At 33.1% G+C, this 18,782-nt stretch carries 16 protein-coding genes; 13 read left to right on the plus strand and 3 right to left on the minus strand.

Features of this window, described 5'->3' with window-relative positions:
• Positions 1-3: 3 nt before the first annotated feature.
• Both ETU08_RS06295 and ETU08_RS06300 read right to left on the minus strand, forming a co-directional pair.
• On the minus strand, positions 4-1,266 hold the full coding sequence (locus ETU08_RS06295; protein WP_146262174.1) for a putative DNA modification/repair radical SAM protein: 1,263 nt from the start codon (positions 1,264-1,266) through the stop codon (positions 4-6).
• A 275-nt stretch (positions 1,267-1,541) separates the two neighbouring features.
• On the minus strand, positions 1,542-1,856 hold the full coding sequence (locus ETU08_RS06300) for a hypothetical protein (protein WP_146262175.1): 315 nt from the start codon (positions 1,854-1,856) through the stop codon (positions 1,542-1,544).
• Positions 1,857-1,995: 139 nt separating this feature from the next.
• Between ETU08_RS06300 and ETU08_RS06305 the strand changes: the two genes are divergently transcribed.
• From ETU08_RS06305 to ETU08_RS06345, 9 genes are all read left to right on the plus strand, one after another.
• Positions 1,996-3,051: an alpha/beta hydrolase gene (locus ETU08_RS06305; protein WP_146262176.1), complete on the plus strand. Its 1,056-nt coding sequence runs from the start codon at positions 1,996-1,998 to the stop codon at positions 3,049-3,051.
• Between the two features lie 330 nt (positions 3,052-3,381).
• Positions 3,382-3,618 carry a DapH/DapD/GlmU-related protein gene (locus ETU08_RS11965; protein ID WP_221410541.1) on the plus strand — a complete coding sequence of 79 codons (237 nt, stop codon included), beginning with the start codon at positions 3,382-3,384 and terminating at the stop codon, positions 3,616-3,618.
• Between the two features lie 5 nt (positions 3,619-3,623).
• Positions 3,624-4,076: a cyclophilin-like fold protein gene (locus ETU08_RS06315; RefSeq protein WP_146262178.1), complete on the plus strand. Its 453-nt coding sequence runs from the start codon at positions 3,624-3,626 to the stop codon at positions 4,074-4,076.
• A gap of 111 nt (positions 4,077-4,187) precedes the next feature.
• Positions 4,188-5,702: a glutamate--tRNA ligase gene (gene gltX, locus ETU08_RS06320; RefSeq protein WP_146262179.1), complete on the plus strand. Its 1,515-nt coding sequence runs from the start codon at positions 4,188-4,190 to the stop codon at positions 5,700-5,702.
• A 2-nt stretch (positions 5,703-5,704) separates the two neighbouring features.
• The gene (rpiB, locus tag ETU08_RS06325) at positions 5,705-6,136 is read left to right on the plus strand and encodes a ribose 5-phosphate isomerase B (RefSeq protein ID WP_146262180.1); all 432 of its coding nucleotides are present in this window, start codon (positions 5,705-5,707) and stop codon (positions 6,134-6,136) included.
• 65 nt (positions 6,137-6,201) lie between these two features.
• A complete protein-coding gene (locus ETU08_RS06330; protein ID WP_146262181.1) occupies positions 6,202-6,939 on the plus strand; it encodes a Bax inhibitor-1/YccA family protein in 738 nt (245 codons plus the stop codon).
• Between the two features lie 374 nt (positions 6,940-7,313).
• On the plus strand, positions 7,314-9,737 hold the full coding sequence (locus tag ETU08_RS06335) for a DNA translocase FtsK (protein WP_146262182.1): 2,424 nt from the start codon (positions 7,314-7,316) through the stop codon (positions 9,735-9,737).
• A gap of 19 nt (positions 9,738-9,756) precedes the next feature.
• On the plus strand, positions 9,757-10,377 hold the full coding sequence (locus ETU08_RS06340; protein WP_146262183.1) for an outer membrane lipoprotein periplasmic chaperone LolA1: 621 nt from the start codon (positions 9,757-9,759) through the stop codon (positions 10,375-10,377).
• Positions 10,378-10,397: 20 nt separating this feature from the next.
• Positions 10,398-11,861 carry an LptF/LptG family permease gene (locus tag ETU08_RS06345; RefSeq protein WP_146262184.1) on the plus strand — a complete coding sequence of 488 codons (1,464 nt, stop codon included), beginning with the start codon at positions 10,398-10,400 and terminating at the stop codon, positions 11,859-11,861.
• 1 nt (position 11,862) lies between these two features.
• Here ETU08_RS06345 and ETU08_RS06350 read toward each other — a convergent pair whose 3' ends face one another.
• Positions 11,863-12,924 (minus strand): ComEA family DNA-binding protein, encoded by a 1,062-nt coding sequence (locus tag ETU08_RS06350; RefSeq protein WP_146262185.1) that lies wholly within the window; start codon positions 12,922-12,924, stop codon positions 11,863-11,865.
• Positions 12,925-13,527: 603 nt separating this feature from the next.
• Between ETU08_RS06350 and ilvD the strand changes: the two genes are divergently transcribed.
• The 4 genes from ilvD to ilvC are packed head-to-tail and all read left to right on the plus strand — an operon-like array spanning position 13,528 to position 18,766.
• Positions 13,528-15,357, plus strand: coding sequence for a dihydroxy-acid dehydratase (gene ilvD / locus ETU08_RS06355; RefSeq protein WP_146262186.1), 1,830 nt, complete (start codon positions 13,528-13,530; stop codon positions 15,355-15,357).
• A 24-nt stretch (positions 15,358-15,381) separates the two neighbouring features.
• Positions 15,382-17,091 (plus strand): biosynthetic-type acetolactate synthase large subunit, encoded by a 1,710-nt coding sequence (gene ilvB / locus ETU08_RS06360; protein WP_146262187.1) that lies wholly within the window; start codon positions 15,382-15,384, stop codon positions 17,089-17,091.
• Between the two features lie 44 nt (positions 17,092-17,135).
• Positions 17,136-17,699 carry an acetolactate synthase small subunit gene (ilvN, locus tag ETU08_RS06365; protein ID WP_146262188.1) on the plus strand — a complete coding sequence of 188 codons (564 nt, stop codon included), beginning with the start codon at positions 17,136-17,138 and terminating at the stop codon, positions 17,697-17,699.
• Positions 17,700-17,719: 20 nt separating this feature from the next.
• Positions 17,720-18,766 (plus strand): ketol-acid reductoisomerase, encoded by a 1,047-nt coding sequence (gene ilvC, locus ETU08_RS06370; RefSeq protein WP_146262189.1) that lies wholly within the window; start codon positions 17,720-17,722, stop codon positions 18,764-18,766.
• The last annotated feature ends 16 nt before the right edge of the window (positions 18,767-18,782 follow it).

Below are 18,782 nucleotides of genomic sequence, written 5' to 3' on the forward strand. Positions count from 1 at the left end.
ACTTTATACAGGAAAAATAATTGGCAATTGACCGCTTTTAAAAGTTTTCTTTTTTGGCTCCATTAAAATACTTTTTAATAATTTAGGAGTAGCTTCATGTATGGTGTAATTGGGTAGTTCATTACAAGTAATAAAATATTGTGCTTTCTTCATAACTATTCCCATCTTTCTAAGCTGTGTTGCTGTGATCTTACCATGCCTACGAGACATAACTATTAAACGAGCAGACTTCACTCCTATCCCGGGTACACGCAAAATCATTCCATAATCTGCCCGATTAACATCTACAGGAAAAAATTCCGGATGACGCAAAGCCCAAGACAATTTAGGATCAACTTCTAAATCTAAGTCCGGGTAAGCATCATTAGCAATCTCTTCTGCCTTAAAACCATAAAACCTCAACAACCAATCGGCTTGATACAATCGGTTTTCCCTTACCAAAGGCGCTTGTTTAATGGAAGGTAAGCGCGCATCATAATGGTTAACCGGAATAAATCCTGAATAGTACACGCGCCTCATGGTGGGACGTTTATACAAAAGAGAAGAAATATGTAAAATATCCTTATCTTTTTCGTTCGTTGCGCCAACAATCATCTGTGTACTTTGCCCGGCAGGGACAAAACGTGGGGCTGAACGCAACCTCTTACGATCTTCAATATTCTCCAATACTCCTTGCTGAATATACTTCATGGGTTGAAAAACACTGGTATGATCTTTTTCAGGAGCTAGCAACTTTAAATTCTTCTCTGTGGGAATTTCTAAATTTACACTCATCCGATCTACATACAAACCTGCCTGATTTACTAGTTCCTGACTGGCTCCAGGAATACTCTTCATATGTATATACCCGTTAAATCTATGGAGGGTACGCAAATCTTTAACTACTCTTAGCATACGTTCCATGGTATAATCCGCATTCTTGATGATTCCGGAACTTAAAAATAAGCCTTCAATATAATTGCGGCGATAAAACTCAATGGTAAGTTCTACCAATTCTTTTACACTAAAAGAGGCTCTTTGAATATCATTGGTTCTACGATTGATGCAATAAGCACAATCAAAAATACATACATTGGTTAGTAAAATTTTTAATAAGGATACACATCTTCCATCTTCGGTATAACTATGACAAATACCCATTCCCCCAGCCGTATTGCCTAAACCTCTCGATTTATTATTTCTAGCAACTCCACTGGATGAGCAAGACACGTCATACTTTGCAGATTCTGCCAAAATTTTTAATTTATCATAAACTACATCTTTCATACTATGTATTAAAATATGGGATTTAAAAATTAATCTATAATCTGAAAAATATTATATAAAAAAATATTTTTTTATAAGACTTTGATTAATGTATTATTTTCATTCTTAGGTATTTAATTCAAAAAACATACTAAACTTGTCTTATAGAATAATTTATACCATAAAAATTTTTGTATCTATAAAAAAGGAATTATACGTATGTACAATCTATAGGCTAAACATTATTTGAAGCTCTTATTTTTAAACTTTTACCATTTACATTTCTTTGCCATTAACTAAAATGCTTTCCTTGGTTGAGTTTGTAAATTTCGGACAATATACCCTGGAACTATTTCAATATCCACTTCCCCAATTAACAAACCCACATTCATTCCTTCTTCTGCTGTACTTGGTCTTGTTCGGCTAAAGCCAATATCCAACCCTTTAATTGTTATCGATTTAGAAATTATATTTCCAAAAGAATCTATAAGATAAAGAGTATCTTCAATACTCACATTACCCTTACCAATTCTACCTGTTAAAATAGTTCCTCGCCCCGGAACATTAAACACTTCAGTAATAATCATAAAAAAGTTATCCACTCTATCCATAAATTTTAACTGCAAATTTAAACTATTGGAAGTTCATTAGAGTCCCCTTAAGCTTCTCAACAAATTTTTTTGAGCTTTAAAACAAAATTTTAAACTTTTTTCTGTTCTACTTTTGTCTAGTAAAATTTTAAGAAAATCTATGAGACTTTTAACCCTTGTATTAGCTTCCATTCTTTTATCATTCGGATATATTCAGGCTCAAAATAAAAACAATAAAAATCTAAATTTTAAAAACATGATAAATTCAGATTCATACACCTTTAAACTAAGCGATAAGGTAACACGCGAAAAAGTAACATTTAAAAATAGATACGGCATAGAACTAATGGGAGATCTTTACATCCCTAAAAATCACAGTGGAGAAATGGCAGCCATAGCAATTTCCGGACCTTTTGGTGCAGTAAAAGAACAATCCTCAGGCTTATATGCCAACCAAATGGCTGAACGCGGATTTATAACCCTTGCCTTCGACCCTTCATACACAGGAGAAAGTAGTGGAGAACCACGTCGCATATCATCCCCCGATATCAACACCGAAGACTTTAGTGCTACCGTAGACTATTTAGGACTGCTCAGAGACGTAGATCGTCAGCGAATAGGTATCATCGGTATTTGCGGATTTGGTGGATTCGCCCTTAATGCCGCTGCCATAGATAAACGCATCAAAGCTGTTGCTACTGCCAGTATGTATGATATGTCAAGAGTAAACGCCAAAGGATACAATGACTCAATGACTAAAGAAGAACGCACACAACTATTGGAGCAAATGAGCCAACAACGCTGGATCGATGCAGCCAATGAAACTTTGACTTTCAAAGAAACAGGACTGCCTGACTCGCTTAAAGGTGATGAACCTCTGTTTGTCAAAGAATATTTCGACTATTATAAAACACCCAGAGGCTATCATCCACGCTCCATCAACTCAACCGGATCGTGGTCGTTTACCAATCCAGCGACCATGATGAATATGCCGATAATGACCTACATCAACGAGATTTCGCCACGTCCTATTCTACTTATTGCAGGTGAAAAGGCTCACTCTCGTTACTTTAGCGAAGATGCTTACAAAGCCGCAGCTGAACCTAAAGAATTGGTACTTATACCCAACGGAGTACACGTAGACTTATATGATCGTGTAGATATAATTCCCTTTGATAAACTAGATGCCTTTTTCACAAACAGTTTAAAGAAATAATACACCATGAATATATTGGATCGAATGAAAAGAGGGGATCTGATCTTAGAATCAGACCCGGAATACCATCAACTCCTTGAGGCTTTACATAGAGGAATGCGCATTACAGGAGAGCTCAATGCAAGCTATCATACTCCGGATCAAACGCGCGCTATTATAAGTGAACTTACCGGGCAAGAGCTACACGAATCTACTTGGATAGTTCCACCCTTCCGTACCGATTTCGGACAGTTTATCCGCTTAGGAAAAAAAGTATTTATCAACAGTGGGTGTATGTTTATGGACCGTGGAGGAATTACGCTTGAAGATGGAGTTTTCATCGGTCCGAACGTGAGCCTAATTACCGAAAATCATGCCGAAGAACCCCATCTTCGTCATAACGTATATACTAAGCCTATTTACATCAAGCAAAACGCTTGGGTAGGTGCAGGAGCCATAATATTACCGGGTATAACCATTGGAGAGAATGCCATTGTATCGGCAGGATCTATTGTAACCAAAAATGTTGCCGATAATACCATCGTCGCCGGCAATCCAGCAAAACCGATCAGGAAGATAAAAAAATAAAATGGATGAAAATTTTATTCTTAATAGTATGCCTGCTTCTTACAACAGCCTTATCCGCTTGTAGAAAAGACAATCACCTAAATGCTTCAATACAAATGGATAATAGGAATCAACAAGAAATAAAACTAATCATCGGTACAACAACCTTTAATCTTACTTTAGAAAACAATCATACATCCAACGCTTTCGTATCGCAATTACCTTTAACAATTGAAATGAACGATCTAAATGAAAACGAGAAGTATGGTAATCTGTCGGAAAATCTTCCCACAAATCCATCAAGAGTAAATACCATACACAAAGGGGATGTTATGTTATTTGGATCGAATACTCTGGTAATCTTTTACAAAAGCTTTAATACATCCTATGACTATACACTCATAGGAAAAATTACCCATCCTTATGATTTAGAAAAAGTCTTTGGAAAAGGAAAAGTAAGGGTAAAATTTATTCAATAAAAAAAGTTTGTAAAACTTGTGATTTACTTTTATGAGCAACATACGAATTAAAAACTCAAATATTTATTTTTCTTCTGTATTTTTGTATTTAAATCTATTTAAAAGAATACAATGTCAGAAGTTCGGGTACGTTTTGCTCCAAGCCCTACCGGCTACCTTCATATAGGGGGAGTTAGAACAGCACTTTATAATTATTTATTTGCTAAGAAAAATAAGGGTAAGTTTATTCTTCGTATTGAAGATACAGACCAAAATCGATTTGTAGAAGGTGCTGAACCATATATAAATGAAAGTTTAAAATGGTGTGGAATAGAGGTTGATGAAAGTGTTGAGAAAGGCGGTGCATTTGGACCTTACAAACAATCTGAAAGAAAAGAAATTTACGATCAGTACATCAAACAAATTTTGTCTACAGACTACGCTTATATTGCTTTTGATACACAAGAAGAATTAGAACAATTGCGCGCAGAACATGAAGCGAAAGGAAAGGTTTTTTCCTATAATTTTGAAATCAGAAATCAATTAAACAATAGTTTAACCTTAAGCGATGTAGAGGTTCAAAAGAAAATTGAAGAAGGTATTCCTTACGTTGTAAGATTTAAAACACCTCCATACAGAACTTTGGTTTTAAGTGATATGATACGTGGAAAGTTTACTATTGAAACAAATACTTTGGATGACAAAGTCCTAGTAAAGGCAGATGGTATACCTACTTATCATTTAGCCAATATTATTGATGATTATACCATGAAAATCTCTCATGTGATTCGTGGAGAAGAATGGTTACCCTCTTTACCTTTACATATACTTCTTTATGAAGCTTTTGGATGGAATCCTCCACAGTTTGCCCATCTTCCATTGATTTTAAAGCCAGAAGGTAAGGGTAAGTTAAGCAAAAGAGACGGGGATAAGTTTGGATTTCCCGTTTTTCCACTTGCTTGGAAAGACCAGAAAGAAGGAACCTCTTCCATAGGATATAAAGAAGAAGGCTACTTACCTCAAGCTTTTACCAATATGCTAGCTTTGTTGGGTTGGTCTCCCGCAGATAATAAAGAAATATTGTCTTTGGATGAGATGATCCAAGAATTTGACTTGGAAAAAGTACATAAATCCGGAGCACGTTTTAGTAAGGAAAAGGCTGTATGGTTTAACCATGAATATATTTTAAAAAGCCCGGCACAAAATCTTTTACCTTTATTTGAAGAAGTTTTAAAAGAAAACGGAGTTACACCTAATCCTACTTTTGACACAAAGATTATAGCTTTATTGAAAGAAAGGGTTAATTTTGTAAAAGAAATATGGAAGGAAGGTTCCTTTTTCTGGAATGAGCCCAAGGAATACAACGAAAAAAATTATAAAAAAGTAGTAAAAGAAGATACTGATTCTATTCTTTCTCAAATACTAGAACTATTAGAAGGAATTAACTTTAATGAAAAAGAAATACATGATTGTATTCATAACTTTGTAGAAAAATCCGAATTGGGATTCGGAAAAGTAATGCAACCTATTCGTTTAGCTCTTGTAGGTGCATTAAGCGGTCCGGATATACCTGTGATTATGGAAATTTTGGGTAAAGAAGAAAGCTTACAAAGAATTCAAAAATTTATTAATGAAATAAAAAATTAAATATGAAAATAGCCGTAGCAGCAGATCATGCAGGGTTTGAATATAAAAATCATATTTTTAAATATCTTACCGACCGAGGTTTTCAAGTTCATGATTTTGGTACTTATTCCCAAGATAGCGTTGATTACCCTGATTTTGTTCATCCTCTGGCAACTGCCATCGAAAACAAAGAATTTGATTTTGGATTTTTATTTTGCGGAAGCGGTGAAGGGGTTTCTATTACAGCAAATAAACATGCAGGAATACGTTGTGCACTATGCTGGCAAAATGACATAGCTAAACTCAGTCGACAACACAACAATGCCAATGTTATGGCAATACCTACAAGGTTTATTGCTAAAGAACTAGCACAAGAATTGGTAGATACTTTTTTAAGCACCCAATTTGAAGGCGGAAGACACGAAACAAGAGTTGAGAAAATCTCAAAATGGTGAACCCAATTTTATATTGGAACAAAATTTGTGAATTAATATTAAAAATAAATACGTATTACTAAAAAATGGAAAACAACGAATACAGAAATACTGCTGAAAATTACACTTTAAAACAAACAGTGGCATCACAACAAGCTACTTTTATTGCTAAAGTTTATATGTGGATGAGTTTAGCCTTGGCTATAACTGGTTTAGCCGCTTATTATACGGCTACTTCAGAGCCTTTACTTAATTTAATGTTTAAGCCCATTACAGGCGCACCAACTTTTCTTTTTTATGCATTGATTATCGGAGAGCTTGCATTAGTTTTTTGGTTAAGCGCAGCTATCAATAAAATGACACTAAGTCTAGCTACCGCAGTATTTTTATTCTACTCGCTAGTGAATGGGATGACTTTGTCCATGATATTCATTGCTTATACCATGAGCTCTATCGCTACCACCTTTTTTATTACAGCTGGAACCTTTGCGATTATGAGTGCCTATGGATATTTTACGAAAACAGATCTTACCAAAATGGGTAAAATATTATTTATGGCTTTAATTGGAATCGTTTTAGCAACTATTGTCAATATTTTTCTACACAATGGTACTTTAAATCTTATCATATCTATAGTTGGAGTTTTAGTTTTTGTAGGACTAATTGCTTATGACACTCAAAAAATAAAAGAAATTGGAGCTACCATCGGAGAAAATGGCACTGAAAATTATTCGAAAGGAGCTATTATGGGCGCTTTGTCTTTATATTTAGATTTTATAAATCTATTCCTATTTTTATTAAGATTTTTAGGAGATAGAAGATAATTTTCCTTCATAAATAATAAAAAAGCCCTAATTAATTAGGGCTTTTTTATTACTGAAATTATTCTTAAGAATTCTTATCTTTCAATATCTGATTATTAATAGTTACTAAAATATTTGAAATATAAGTATCAAATATTTGAATATCTATCCCTTATAATTTTGAATTAAATATTTAAATAATTATACCTCCTATCTAAAATTACGATTTTCATCTATTTAAATATTTAATCAAATAATTTATTTTCAGAATATACTTCATCACCAATTATCATCAAGATTTAGGACTTTGAAAAGTTTAGTGTAATAATTATTATTCTTATCATTAAACCGACTTAAATTATTATTTTTGTAGCTTAATTAATTTATAATTAATAATGGAGAAACCCTCTAAAATTCTAGAGAAAAAACAAAAAAAAAGAGTTCTAATAACAATCTTTGGATTGTGCTTATTTATATTTTCTATTGCATTATTTCTCTCATTCATTTATTTCTTTCTTTATTGGAAAGAAGATCAAAGTCAAATAACCAAATTTCTTGATAAAAATGTGGTAGCTCTAAATCCCATGGGTAAATTTGGTGCTTTTTTAGGAGAATTTTTTATTTTTAATGGAATTGGAATAACAGCATTTTTTATACCTTTCTATTTGTTTTGTCTTTCCATTAAAGTTCTTATCGGTAAAGAAATCCTTAAGCTATGGAAGCTTCTTTCCCACGCAATATTCTTTATCATATGGCTACCTGTTTTTTTAGCTATGATTTTTAGTTATAAATGGTTACTTTCTGGCTTGATTGGTTATGAAGTTCACGATTATTTAAAATCCTTACTGGGTAGTGTAGGTACTGTATTTTTATTACTTCTGTCTCTTGCTGTCTATTTTATATTAGAATTTAATTTGAGTATGGATCATATTAAAGAAAAATTTAATTCTATACATCACAAAAATAGAAAAAGGACTACAGATAATTCTATAAATAATGAACCCTTTGCGGAAGAAAATATATACGAAAAAATAGAAGATCCAAGTACTATACAATCAGAAACTATATTAACGAATACTAAAGATGATATTAATGACAAGAATATCATTTCAAATTCAGATCCTGAAATAAACATAGAAGAAAGAAATATTGAAATTTCTGTACAAGAAAACATTTCAACTAGTTTTGAAATAGATATACCAAAAGCAGAGGAGACGATTGAAGAAATAAGTTTAACCATTGAAAATCCAGAGATTGAAGAAATTATTTCTGATGAAGAATTATCCAAAAATATCATAGATAAATCTGGTCCCTACGATCCAAAATTAGAATTAGGAAAGTATAAATACCCTCCCTTAGAATTACTAAAAACGTATAATATAGCTAACGATGCTATCACCATTAATAATCAAGAACTAGAAGAAAATAAAAATAAAATTGTTACTACCCTAGGAAACTATGGTATAGGAATTTCCAGCATAAAAGCTACTATTGGCCCTACGGTTACTTTATACGAAATTATCCCAGAGGCAGGCATAAGGATTTCTAAAATTAAGAATTTAGAAGATGACATAGCATTAAGCTTAGCCGCGCTAGGAATCAGAATTATAGCTCCCATCCCAGGCAAAGGTACAATAGGAATAGAAGTTCCCAATAGTACTCCTACTATGGTATCGATGCGTTCCGTTATAGCTTCTCAAAAATTTCAGAAAATTGAAATGGAACTCCCAATTGTTTTTGGTAAAACAATTTCAAATGAAACTTTTGTAACTGATTTAACTAAAATGCCTCACTTGCTAATGGCTGGAGCAACAGGACAAGGGAAATCCGTAGGTTTAAACGCAATTGTTACCTCATTGCTTTATAAAAAACACCCTAGTGAATTAAAATTTGTTTTTGTTGATCCTAAAAAAGTAGAACTTACTCTGTACAATAAAATTGAAAGACATTTTTTAGCTAAGCTTCCAGGATCTGATGAATCAATCATCACAGATACTAAAAAGGTAATAAATACCCTAAACTCACTTTGCGAAGAAATGGACAGTCGCTACAAATTATTGCAGGATGCCTACGTTAGAAACATTAAAGAATACAACGAAAAATTTATACAGAGACGATTAAACCCTGAAAAAGGTCATAGATATTTACCTTACATTGTTCTTGTTGTTGATGAATTTGCTGATTTGATTATGACTGCGGGTAAGGAAGTAGAGCTACCAATTGCTCGCTTGGCTCAATTGGCTCGTGCCATTGGGATTCATTTAATAATCGCTACACAAAGACCTTCCGTAAATGTGATAACAGGGATGATTAAAGCCAATTTCCCCGCAAGAGTAGCTTTCCGAGTTACTTCAAAAATTGACTCAAGAACAATCTTGGATGGAAACGGAGCCGATCAATTAATTGGTAAGGGAGACATGTTATTTACCACAGGAAATGAACTTATACGTATGCAGTGTGCTTTTGTTGATACTCCTGAAGTTGATCAAATTACGGAATATATAGGTTCTCAACAAGGATATCCAGATGCTTATTTGTTACCAGAAGTCTATGAAGATAAACCAAGTGGGTTTGATTCTGAAGCGGAAGAAACAAAAAGAGACGACCTTTTTGCTGATGCTGCTCGCGTTTTAGTAAGTGCTCAACAAGGCTCAACATCATTAATTCAAAGAAAATTATCCTTAGGTTATAATCGTGCAGGACGAATTATGGATCAGTTGGAAGCTGCTGGTATTGTAGGACCTTTTGAAGGAAGTAAAGCCAGAAAAGTCTTAGTGACAGATTTAAATAGTTTGGAACAATTATTGGAAAATTTATAAAAGTAAAAGTTTATTTTATATGAAAAAAATATTATTTATTATGCTCTTTACCTCTTCATTCTTACTATGGGGGCAAAAAATAGATGCTAATGCTAAAACTATATTAGACAATGCCAGCGCTCAGCTAAGCAAAAGCTCAACATTTTACATTAAATTTAATTACTTATACACTGTCCCGGAACAAAAAAGCACCACGGAGGTCGGGCAAATTTATGCCGCTGGTAATAAATACCACCTAATATTGCCTAGCATAACTCAAATTTCAGACGGATCAAAAATTTATACAATTTCCAAGGATGATAAAGAAATTACAATCTCTAATCCTGAAGATGGAGATGGTATCTCGCCCATTAATATTTTAAATTTATATAAGAAAGGATTTAATATAAGTTCCGAAGGAAGCTCTACGGTTAATGGTGTAAAATGTTCTCTTATAAAATTGGTTCCTACCAACAACAAATCTAAATCCATTGTTTTAGCCATTGCCAATAATAAAATTGTACGAGTTTCGGAAAATTATAACGATGGTAGCTCACTGATCTTAACGATCACTGACTTTAAAGAAAATATCATTGTTAATAAATCCTTGCTGTCATTTGATTCAAGCAAATACCCGGATTATACAATTACTAACTTATAACATTTTTTATAACTGAACGAATGGTTAAAAAGCTAGACTGGTACATTATACGGACATTTTTTGGACCCTTTTTATTTATTTTTAGTGTTTTAATGTTCATCTTTGTTATACAGTTTGCTTTTAATCAAATGGATAAGTTCCTAGGGAAAGGATTAACACTATGGGACATTACCAAACTTCTTTATTATTTAGGACTTGATGTAATACGATTAGTACTACCACTAACCATACTACTTTCTTCTATAATGACATTTGGTGGATTTGGAGAGCGTTACGAATTAGCTGCCATGAAATCTGCTGGAATTTCTTTAGCTAGAGTTATGTTTCCTCTTTTCTGCTTTGTAGTCGTCATGTCTATTTGGTTGTTTTATTTTTCAAATACAGTACTTCCAGACAATCAAAGAAAGGCAAGAACCATGTTAACTAACATTATAAAAACCAGACCTGCCTTAAATTTTGAAGAAGGGAAATTTATAAAAGAAATGAATCCCTTTAGCATAAAAATTGGAAAAAAAAGTGGAGACAATGGAGAAATATGGGAGGATGTTTTCATTTATAAAAATACTTTCCCTAATGAAGATCAACAAACCATAATTTCAAAGAAAGGTAATATTGTTTCTAAAAATAACTATTTTCTTAAATTAGAATTGTACGATGGTTACATCTACCAAGAAGATATTAAAGGCAAAAGTCCTGCAGCCTTGGCTAAACAAGAAAGTAGTGTTATAAAATTTGATACATTAACCCAATACTTTGATATTTCTGATTTAATAAAAAAGTCATTAGATCAAGAATCAGGCGGAGATAATTACAGATACAAATCCTTTTCTAAACTTGATGTATATATAGACTCTATACAAAAATCTAATCAAATTTATTACAAACAATTCGCAGATTATAGTCTATCTTTTTTATTAAGTAATAGTAGCCCCTTGGACTCTATAGATTACTCAAACTATAAAGCTAATCTCCCTTTTGATTGGAATAAGTTAGACAGTAATACTCAAGTAAGAATAGTTCAATCAGCCATTGATAATGTAAAGTATGCTAAATCAGAATTAGAAGCTAGAACTCCCGAAATAAAGTCTACCGGTAAGTACATCTCAAAAATGATTATATGGCAACATAAAAATGTAATTTCTTTTTCATTTACTTGCATAGTATTCTTTTTAATAGGGGCACCTTTAGGATCTATAATTAGAAAAGGAGGTGTGGGTATGCCTGTTATTGTCGCTGTTATCATATTTATTATTTTTTACGTATTGGGCTTGTATATGGAAAATTTAGCCAAAAATCAAATTATGAACGCCTATTGGGCTTCATGGATACCCAACCTAGTTTTTTTTCCTTTAGGTATTTTTCTAACATTAAAATCAATGAAAGATTCTGACCTTTTTGATGTTAATAACTACTTAGGTCCTTTAAGAAAATTTTTTAAAATGATCAACGGCAATAAAAACACAGAACACAAAAGATATCAATAATTTATTCTAAATATTGCACAATCCATTGATACTTGCTGTCTGAAGATGAGATAGCTTTAATTGGATTTTCTCCTTTTAACCTAAGTTCAATTATTTTATTTTTATACTTACGCAAATAAATATTCCTTTGTAGTTCGTCTTCTGTAGCCTTATTTAAATTTATCTTTTTAATATTTTCAACTTTTACAACAAAAGCATTTAAAAGTGAATCTTTATTTCTACTAGTAATACCATAAACATCATCCAACTGATTTTTGGATACAAATCCCCCTAATCCATTACGAAAACTTATTAAACGTTTCGCTAGCACAGCATCGCCCAAAATTGCATAAATATCATTGTATGTTGCTTTATTTAAATCTATTTTATTTTTCAAAGTTGATTTCAGTTGTTTATGAATTGAAGACTCACCTTCCGGTAATCGAATATAAGCTGCTAGTTCTTTATATTTTTCATCAGATATAACAAAACACTTTTTAATTTGTTCTTTAGAAGTAAACTTACCACCCAAGATCCCCTTATATTTAAGTATAACCTCTGCCTGCTTTTTGGTGAAACCAATTTTAACCCAATCATGTAAAGTGTAATCATTAGGATCAAATAAAGTCAATGAATAAGTATTTTTTTGTAAATTTTGAATTTCTTGTTTTGCTGTATTGGTACGAAACTTTTCGGGCAGTTGTATGTATGATTCTAACTCTTTATATTTTTCCTCTGATATTACAAAACATTTTCTAATTTGTTCTTTTGAAGTAAAAGTCCCGCCCAGTAATTCTTTATACTTCAAAATAACATCTGACTGCTTTTTGGTAAAACCTATCCTTTGCCAATCTTCAGAAGTATATTGATTCGGATCAAAAAATTTCAATGAATCCTTAGGATATGAAGAGCCAAATTCTGTAATCTGGGATTTTATGGAATGAGGCAATTCATTAACTATTATTGAAGATTTTTTTATAAACTTATCCTTATGTAAAAATATTTCTAAAGCAATAATAAATACTATAAGTAGTAACACTCCTACTCTTTGCTGTTTGATCATTTTAAGCCGAAACATACTCATAATTAAATAAGATTTTACAAACTATTAATAAAGATTTAGTGCCAAGTTTAAAATTCGTTACAAACTAAGAATCAAAATTAAGGAAAACTTTCAGTGTTTTATCTAATCCTTAATTGTAAATGTTATGCATAAGTTTATTATTAAAATTTACTAAATAATCTTCTTACTCAACAAAAAAACTACAAACCTAATTAATTATTAATTCAATAATTTTAAGCGTTTATTCAGCCAATTAAAAATAAAATTCAAAACAAATCCACCTTATTACTATCAATAATTAAAAACGAATAATTATTTTTTATCTTATTATAGATGTAGTATTTAAATAAACATGCTATTATTCTCAATAAAATACTTAAATTTATCAAAAAATATTTGTGTATAATAAAAAACTATTCTAAATTTGGTTTAAGATTTACGAAAAAGACAATTATTTAATAAAGATGTTCAATACAAACCATAATATAGTCATTCTCATTCTTTTGGTCATTTCCTTATAAGAAGAGAAAGGTTATTGGTATTATGCATCCATTTAAAAAAGATTTATATAAAGCCTTTCTCTAGAAGTGAGAAAGGTTTTTTATTTATAAAAAATATCGGACAATGAAAACACAATTACGAAGTCATACAAGCACACAAGGGAGAAGAATGGCTGGAGCCAGAGCATTATGGAGAGCTAATGGTATGAAGGAAGAACAAATGGGTAAACCTCTAATTGCCATAGTAAATTCATTTACTCAATTTGTTCCTGGGCACGTGCATCTACATCATATTGGACAGTATGTAAAGGAAGAAATTGAAAAACTAGGCTGTTTTGCTGCTGAATTTAACACCATTGCTATAGACGATGGAATTGCTATGGGGCATGACGGTATGCTCTATTCCCTACCATCTAGAGACCTTATCGCTGACAGCGTTGAATACATGGTCAATGCCCATAAAGCTGATGCTATGATTTGTATAAGTAATTGCGATAAAATTACACCTGGTATGCTAATGGCAGCCATGCGATTAAATATACCAACTATATTTGTTTCTGGTGGTCCCATGGAAGCCGGAAATCACAACAATCAACACTTAGATTTGGTTGATGCTATGATAAAATCTGCAGATAGCACAGTTTCCGATAAAGAGGTAAACGCTATTGAAAGGTTAGCTTGTCCCACCTGCGGATCATGTTCCGGAATGTTTACCGCAAACTCTATGAATTGTTTAAATGAAGCTATTGGGCTTGCACTCCCCGGAAATGGTACTATTGTCGCTACCCATGCAAACAGAAAAAAACTATTTATAGATGCTGCCCACCACATCGTTGAAAATGCATATAAATATTACAGAGACGGCGATGAATCTGTACTACCAAGAAACATTGCTACCAAACAAGCCTTTCTTAATGCTATGACTCTTGATATAGCCATGGGTGGATCTACCAACACTATACTTCATCTTCTTGCAATTGCTAATGAAGCTGAAGTTGATTTTACTATGGATGATATTGATGCTTTATCAAGAAAAACTCCTTGTTTATGTAAAGTTGCTCCAAATAGCACGAAATACCACATACAAGATGTTAATCGTGCAGGCGGAATTTTAAATATCATGCATGAATTAGCCAAAGGTCATTTAATTGATATCTCAACCCCAAGGGTGGATGGTCTCACTTTAGGACAAGCGATTGAAAAATACAACTTATGTAAAAGTAATGTTGATGAAAAAGTTCTTGAATTATATAAATCAGCACCCGGAAATAAATTTAATCTAGTCATGGGTTCTCAAAACTCTCAATACGAAGAGTTAGATACGGACCGGAGTGAAGGTTGTATTAGAGATGTAGAACATGCTTATACCCAAGACGGTGGACTAGCCATTTTAAAAGGAAATATAGCACTTAACGGATGTGTGGTAAAAACCGCAGGTGTTGATGAAAGTATTTTTAAATTTACTGGAAAAGCTAAAATTTTCCAATCTCAAGACGATGCTTGCGAGGGAATCCTTAACGGAAGCGTTCAGTCTGGAGACGTAGTAATAATTACATATGAAGGACCTAAGGGAGGTCCGGGAATGCAAGAAATGCTTTATCCAACCTCTTATATTAAATCAAGACATTTAGGTAAAGAATGTGCCTTAATTACTGACGGACGTTTTTCTGGAGGAACATCTGGGCTTTCCATTGGGCATGTCTCACCAGAGGCAGCAGCTGGTGGAAATATTGGTTTGGTTAAAGATGGGGATATTATTGAAATTGATATACCCAACCGAAGTATTAATGTAAAAATCTCCGATCAAGAATTGGCTTTTAGAAGAGAGCAAGAATTAGCCAAAGGTGAAAATGCATTTAAACCCCACAGAGATAGAAAAATTTCTAAGGCTTTAAAAGCTTATGCTAGCATGGTTAGTTCCGCAGATTTGGGAGCGGTAAGAATTATTAAATAAATAAAAATATAAACATAGAAAGCTATGAGTAACAATAAAATTTCCGGGAGTGAAGCTCTAATCCGTTCATTAATAGCTGAGGGAGCGGATACTATTTTCGGTTACCCCGGAGGAGCTATCATGCCTGTATTTGATACCCTATATGATTATAAAGATAAAATTAAACATTACCTTGTAAGACATGAACAGGCGGCCGCACACTCCGCCCAAGGTTATGCACGGGTAACCGGAAAGGCTGGAATTGTTTTAGTAACCTCTGGTCCCGGAGCTACCAATACAATCACTGGTATTGCTGACGCTATGATTGATAGCACACCTTTAATAGTAATTGCTGGTCAAGTATCCTCAAGCTTACTTGGAAGCGACGCATTTCAAGAAGCAGACATAGTAGGTATAACTAAACCCATTTGTAAATGGGCTTACCAAGTAAGAAAAGCTGAAGATATTGCTTGGGCTATTGCTAGAGCTTTCTATATAGCTAATACTGGACGTAAAGGCCCGGTAGTTATTGATATAACTAAAGATGCACAACAAGGCTTACTTGAATACTCCTATAAGCCCATGAACTTCATACGTAGCTACCAACCGGTTCCTGACATTAACCTTAATGATATACAGGAAGCGGCAAAATTAATTAATGGAGCAAAAAAACCTTTGGCTCTTATTGGTCAGGGAGTGCTTTTAGGAGAAGCTGAAAATGAACTAAAAATATTTTTAGAAAAAGCAGACATACCCGCTGCTTCTACGATCCTTGGCTTATCTGCTCTACCCACCAATCATACGCTTAACATGGGAATGCTAGGGATGCATGGGAATGTAGCTCCAAATATGAAAACCAATGAATGTGACGTATTAATTGCTATTGGAATGCGTTTTGACGATCGAGTTACCGGAGATCTAAATACTTATGCCAAGCAAGCCAAAGTTATCCATTTTGATATTGACCCTGCTGAAATAGATAAAAATGTAAAAACAACAGTCAAAGTCTTAGGTGATGCTAAAGAAACTTTAAGTGAAGTTACCAAATTCATTAGTGAAAATAAGCATACTGAATGGAAAAATAGTTTTAAGGTATTCATTGATAAAGAAGAAAAATTCGTAATTGAAGAAGAAATTCATCCGCAAGACGGAGGAATTAAAATGGGAGAAGTAGTAAGAAAAGTTTCTGAAGCTACTAATAACGAAGGAATTCTTGTTACGGATGTTGGGCAGCATCAAATGATGGGGGTACGTTACTTTAAATACAAGGAAACGCGAAGTGTTGTTACCTCCGGAGGTTTAGGGACTATGGGCTTTGGATTACCGGCAGCTATTGGTGCAAAAATTGGAAATCCTGATAGAACCGTTTGTCTTTTTGTTGGAGATGGTGGATTTCAAATGACTTTGCAAGAACTCGGAACTATTATGCAATATGGAATTGATGTTAAAATCATCATTCTAAATAATCATTTTCTGGGAATGGTAAGACAATGGCAAGAACTCTTTTTTGACGAAAGATATTCAGAAACTATTATGGATAACCCTGATTTTGAAGCGATAGCCAAAGCCTATCGAATAGAAGCAAAAACTATTAATAAAAGAGAAGATTTAGATGCTGCTATCCATGAAATGATTCAGCACAAGGGGTCTTACCTATTAGATATACAAGTAGAATTAAAAGGTATGGTTTATCCCATGGTGCCCGCAGGAACATGTGTTACTAACATCTTACTAGGAAATTCTGAAAAAGCCTAAGTCATTAAATTCTTTAATTTAATTAATTCTTATATTAAGAAACCATGGAACAGAAAAATAATAATACTTTATATACCATCACCATTTTTTCAGAAAATACTGTTGGTATTTTAGGTCAGGTTACCAGCGTATTTACTCGAAGATTTTTAAACATTGAAACCTTATCCGTTTCACCTTCAGCTATTGAAGGAATACATAAATTTACCATTACTACTTTCTGCAATAAAGAAACAGTAGAAAAAATCGTAAAGCAAATTGATAAAGGTGTTGATGTACTAAAATCTTACTATAACACAGATGAAGAATTAATTCATCAAGAAATTGCTTTATATAAACTTTCAACCTCTGAATTTTTAAAGATTGGATCTGTAGAAAATTTAATCCGTAAGTATAATGCACAAATTCTAGAAATTAACGAAATTTGTGTGGTTATACAAAAAACTGGACATTATGAAGACACTCAAGCTCTTTTTAAAGAGCTAAGCAATTCCATTCAAGTCTTACAATTTATACGCTCTGGAAGAATCGCAATTAATACTTCAAAAATTGAACGCCTAAGCGATATGCTTTCCGAGCTTAAAATCAAAGAATCAAATGAAAAACAATAAATTAATTAAAAAATAATAATATGGCAGAAATGAATTTTGGCGGAGTAGTTGAAAATGTAGTTACTCGTGAAGAATTTCCTTTAGAAAAAGCTAGAGAAGTTTTAAAAAATGAAACCATTGCAGTAATTGGTTATGGTGTACAAGGTCCAGGACAAGCATTAAATCTTCGTGACAACGGATTTAATGTTATTATCGGACAAAGAAAAGGAGGAAAAACATGGGAAAAAGCAATCGCTGACGGTTGGGTTCCTGGCGAAACTCTTTTTGACATTGAAGAAGCGGCTGCTAAAGGCACTATCATTCAATATTTATTGTCTGATGCTGCACAAATTGAAGTATGGCCGAAATTAAAACCGCACTTAACCGCTGGTAAAGCTCTTTATTTCTCTCACGGATTTGGTATAACTTTTAATGATAGAACCGGTATTGTTCCTCCGAGTGATATTGATGTTATTTTAGTAGCTCCTAAAGGCTCAGGAACTAGTTTAAGACGTATGTTCTTAGAAGGTAGAGGTTTAAACTCTAGCTTTGCAATCTTCCAAGATGCTACTGGAAAAGCTAAAGAAAGAACGATTGCTTTAGGAATTGGTGTAGGTTCCGGATACTTATTTGAAACTGACTTTAAAAGAGAAGTTTATTCTGACCTTACTGGAGAAAGAGGAACTTTAATGGGTGCTATACAAGGTATTCTATTGGCTCAATACGAAGTGTTACGTGAAAATGGACATACTCCTTCTGAAGCTTTCAATGAAACAGTGGAAGAACTTACTCAATCTTTAATGCCTTTATTTGCTGAAAAGGGTATGGATTGGATGTATGCCAACTGCTCTACTACTGCACAAAGAGGTGCTTTAGATTGGATGGGACCATTCCACGACGCAACTAAACCTGTATTTGCTAAGTTATACTCTGAAGTTGCTTGTGGAAATGAAGCACAAAGATCCATCGATACAAATTCTAAATCAGACTACAGAGAAAAACTTGAAGACGAATTAAAAGCTCTTCGTGAAAGTGAAATGTGGAGAACTGGCGCCGTAGTAAGAAAATTAAGACCTGAAAATAATTAAAATTAATTATAAAATA

The sequence above is a fragment of the Apibacter muscae genome (assembly GCF_007845635.1).
Taxonomy (GTDB): Bacteria; Bacteroidota; Bacteroidia; order Flavobacteriales; family Weeksellaceae; genus Apibacter; species Apibacter muscae.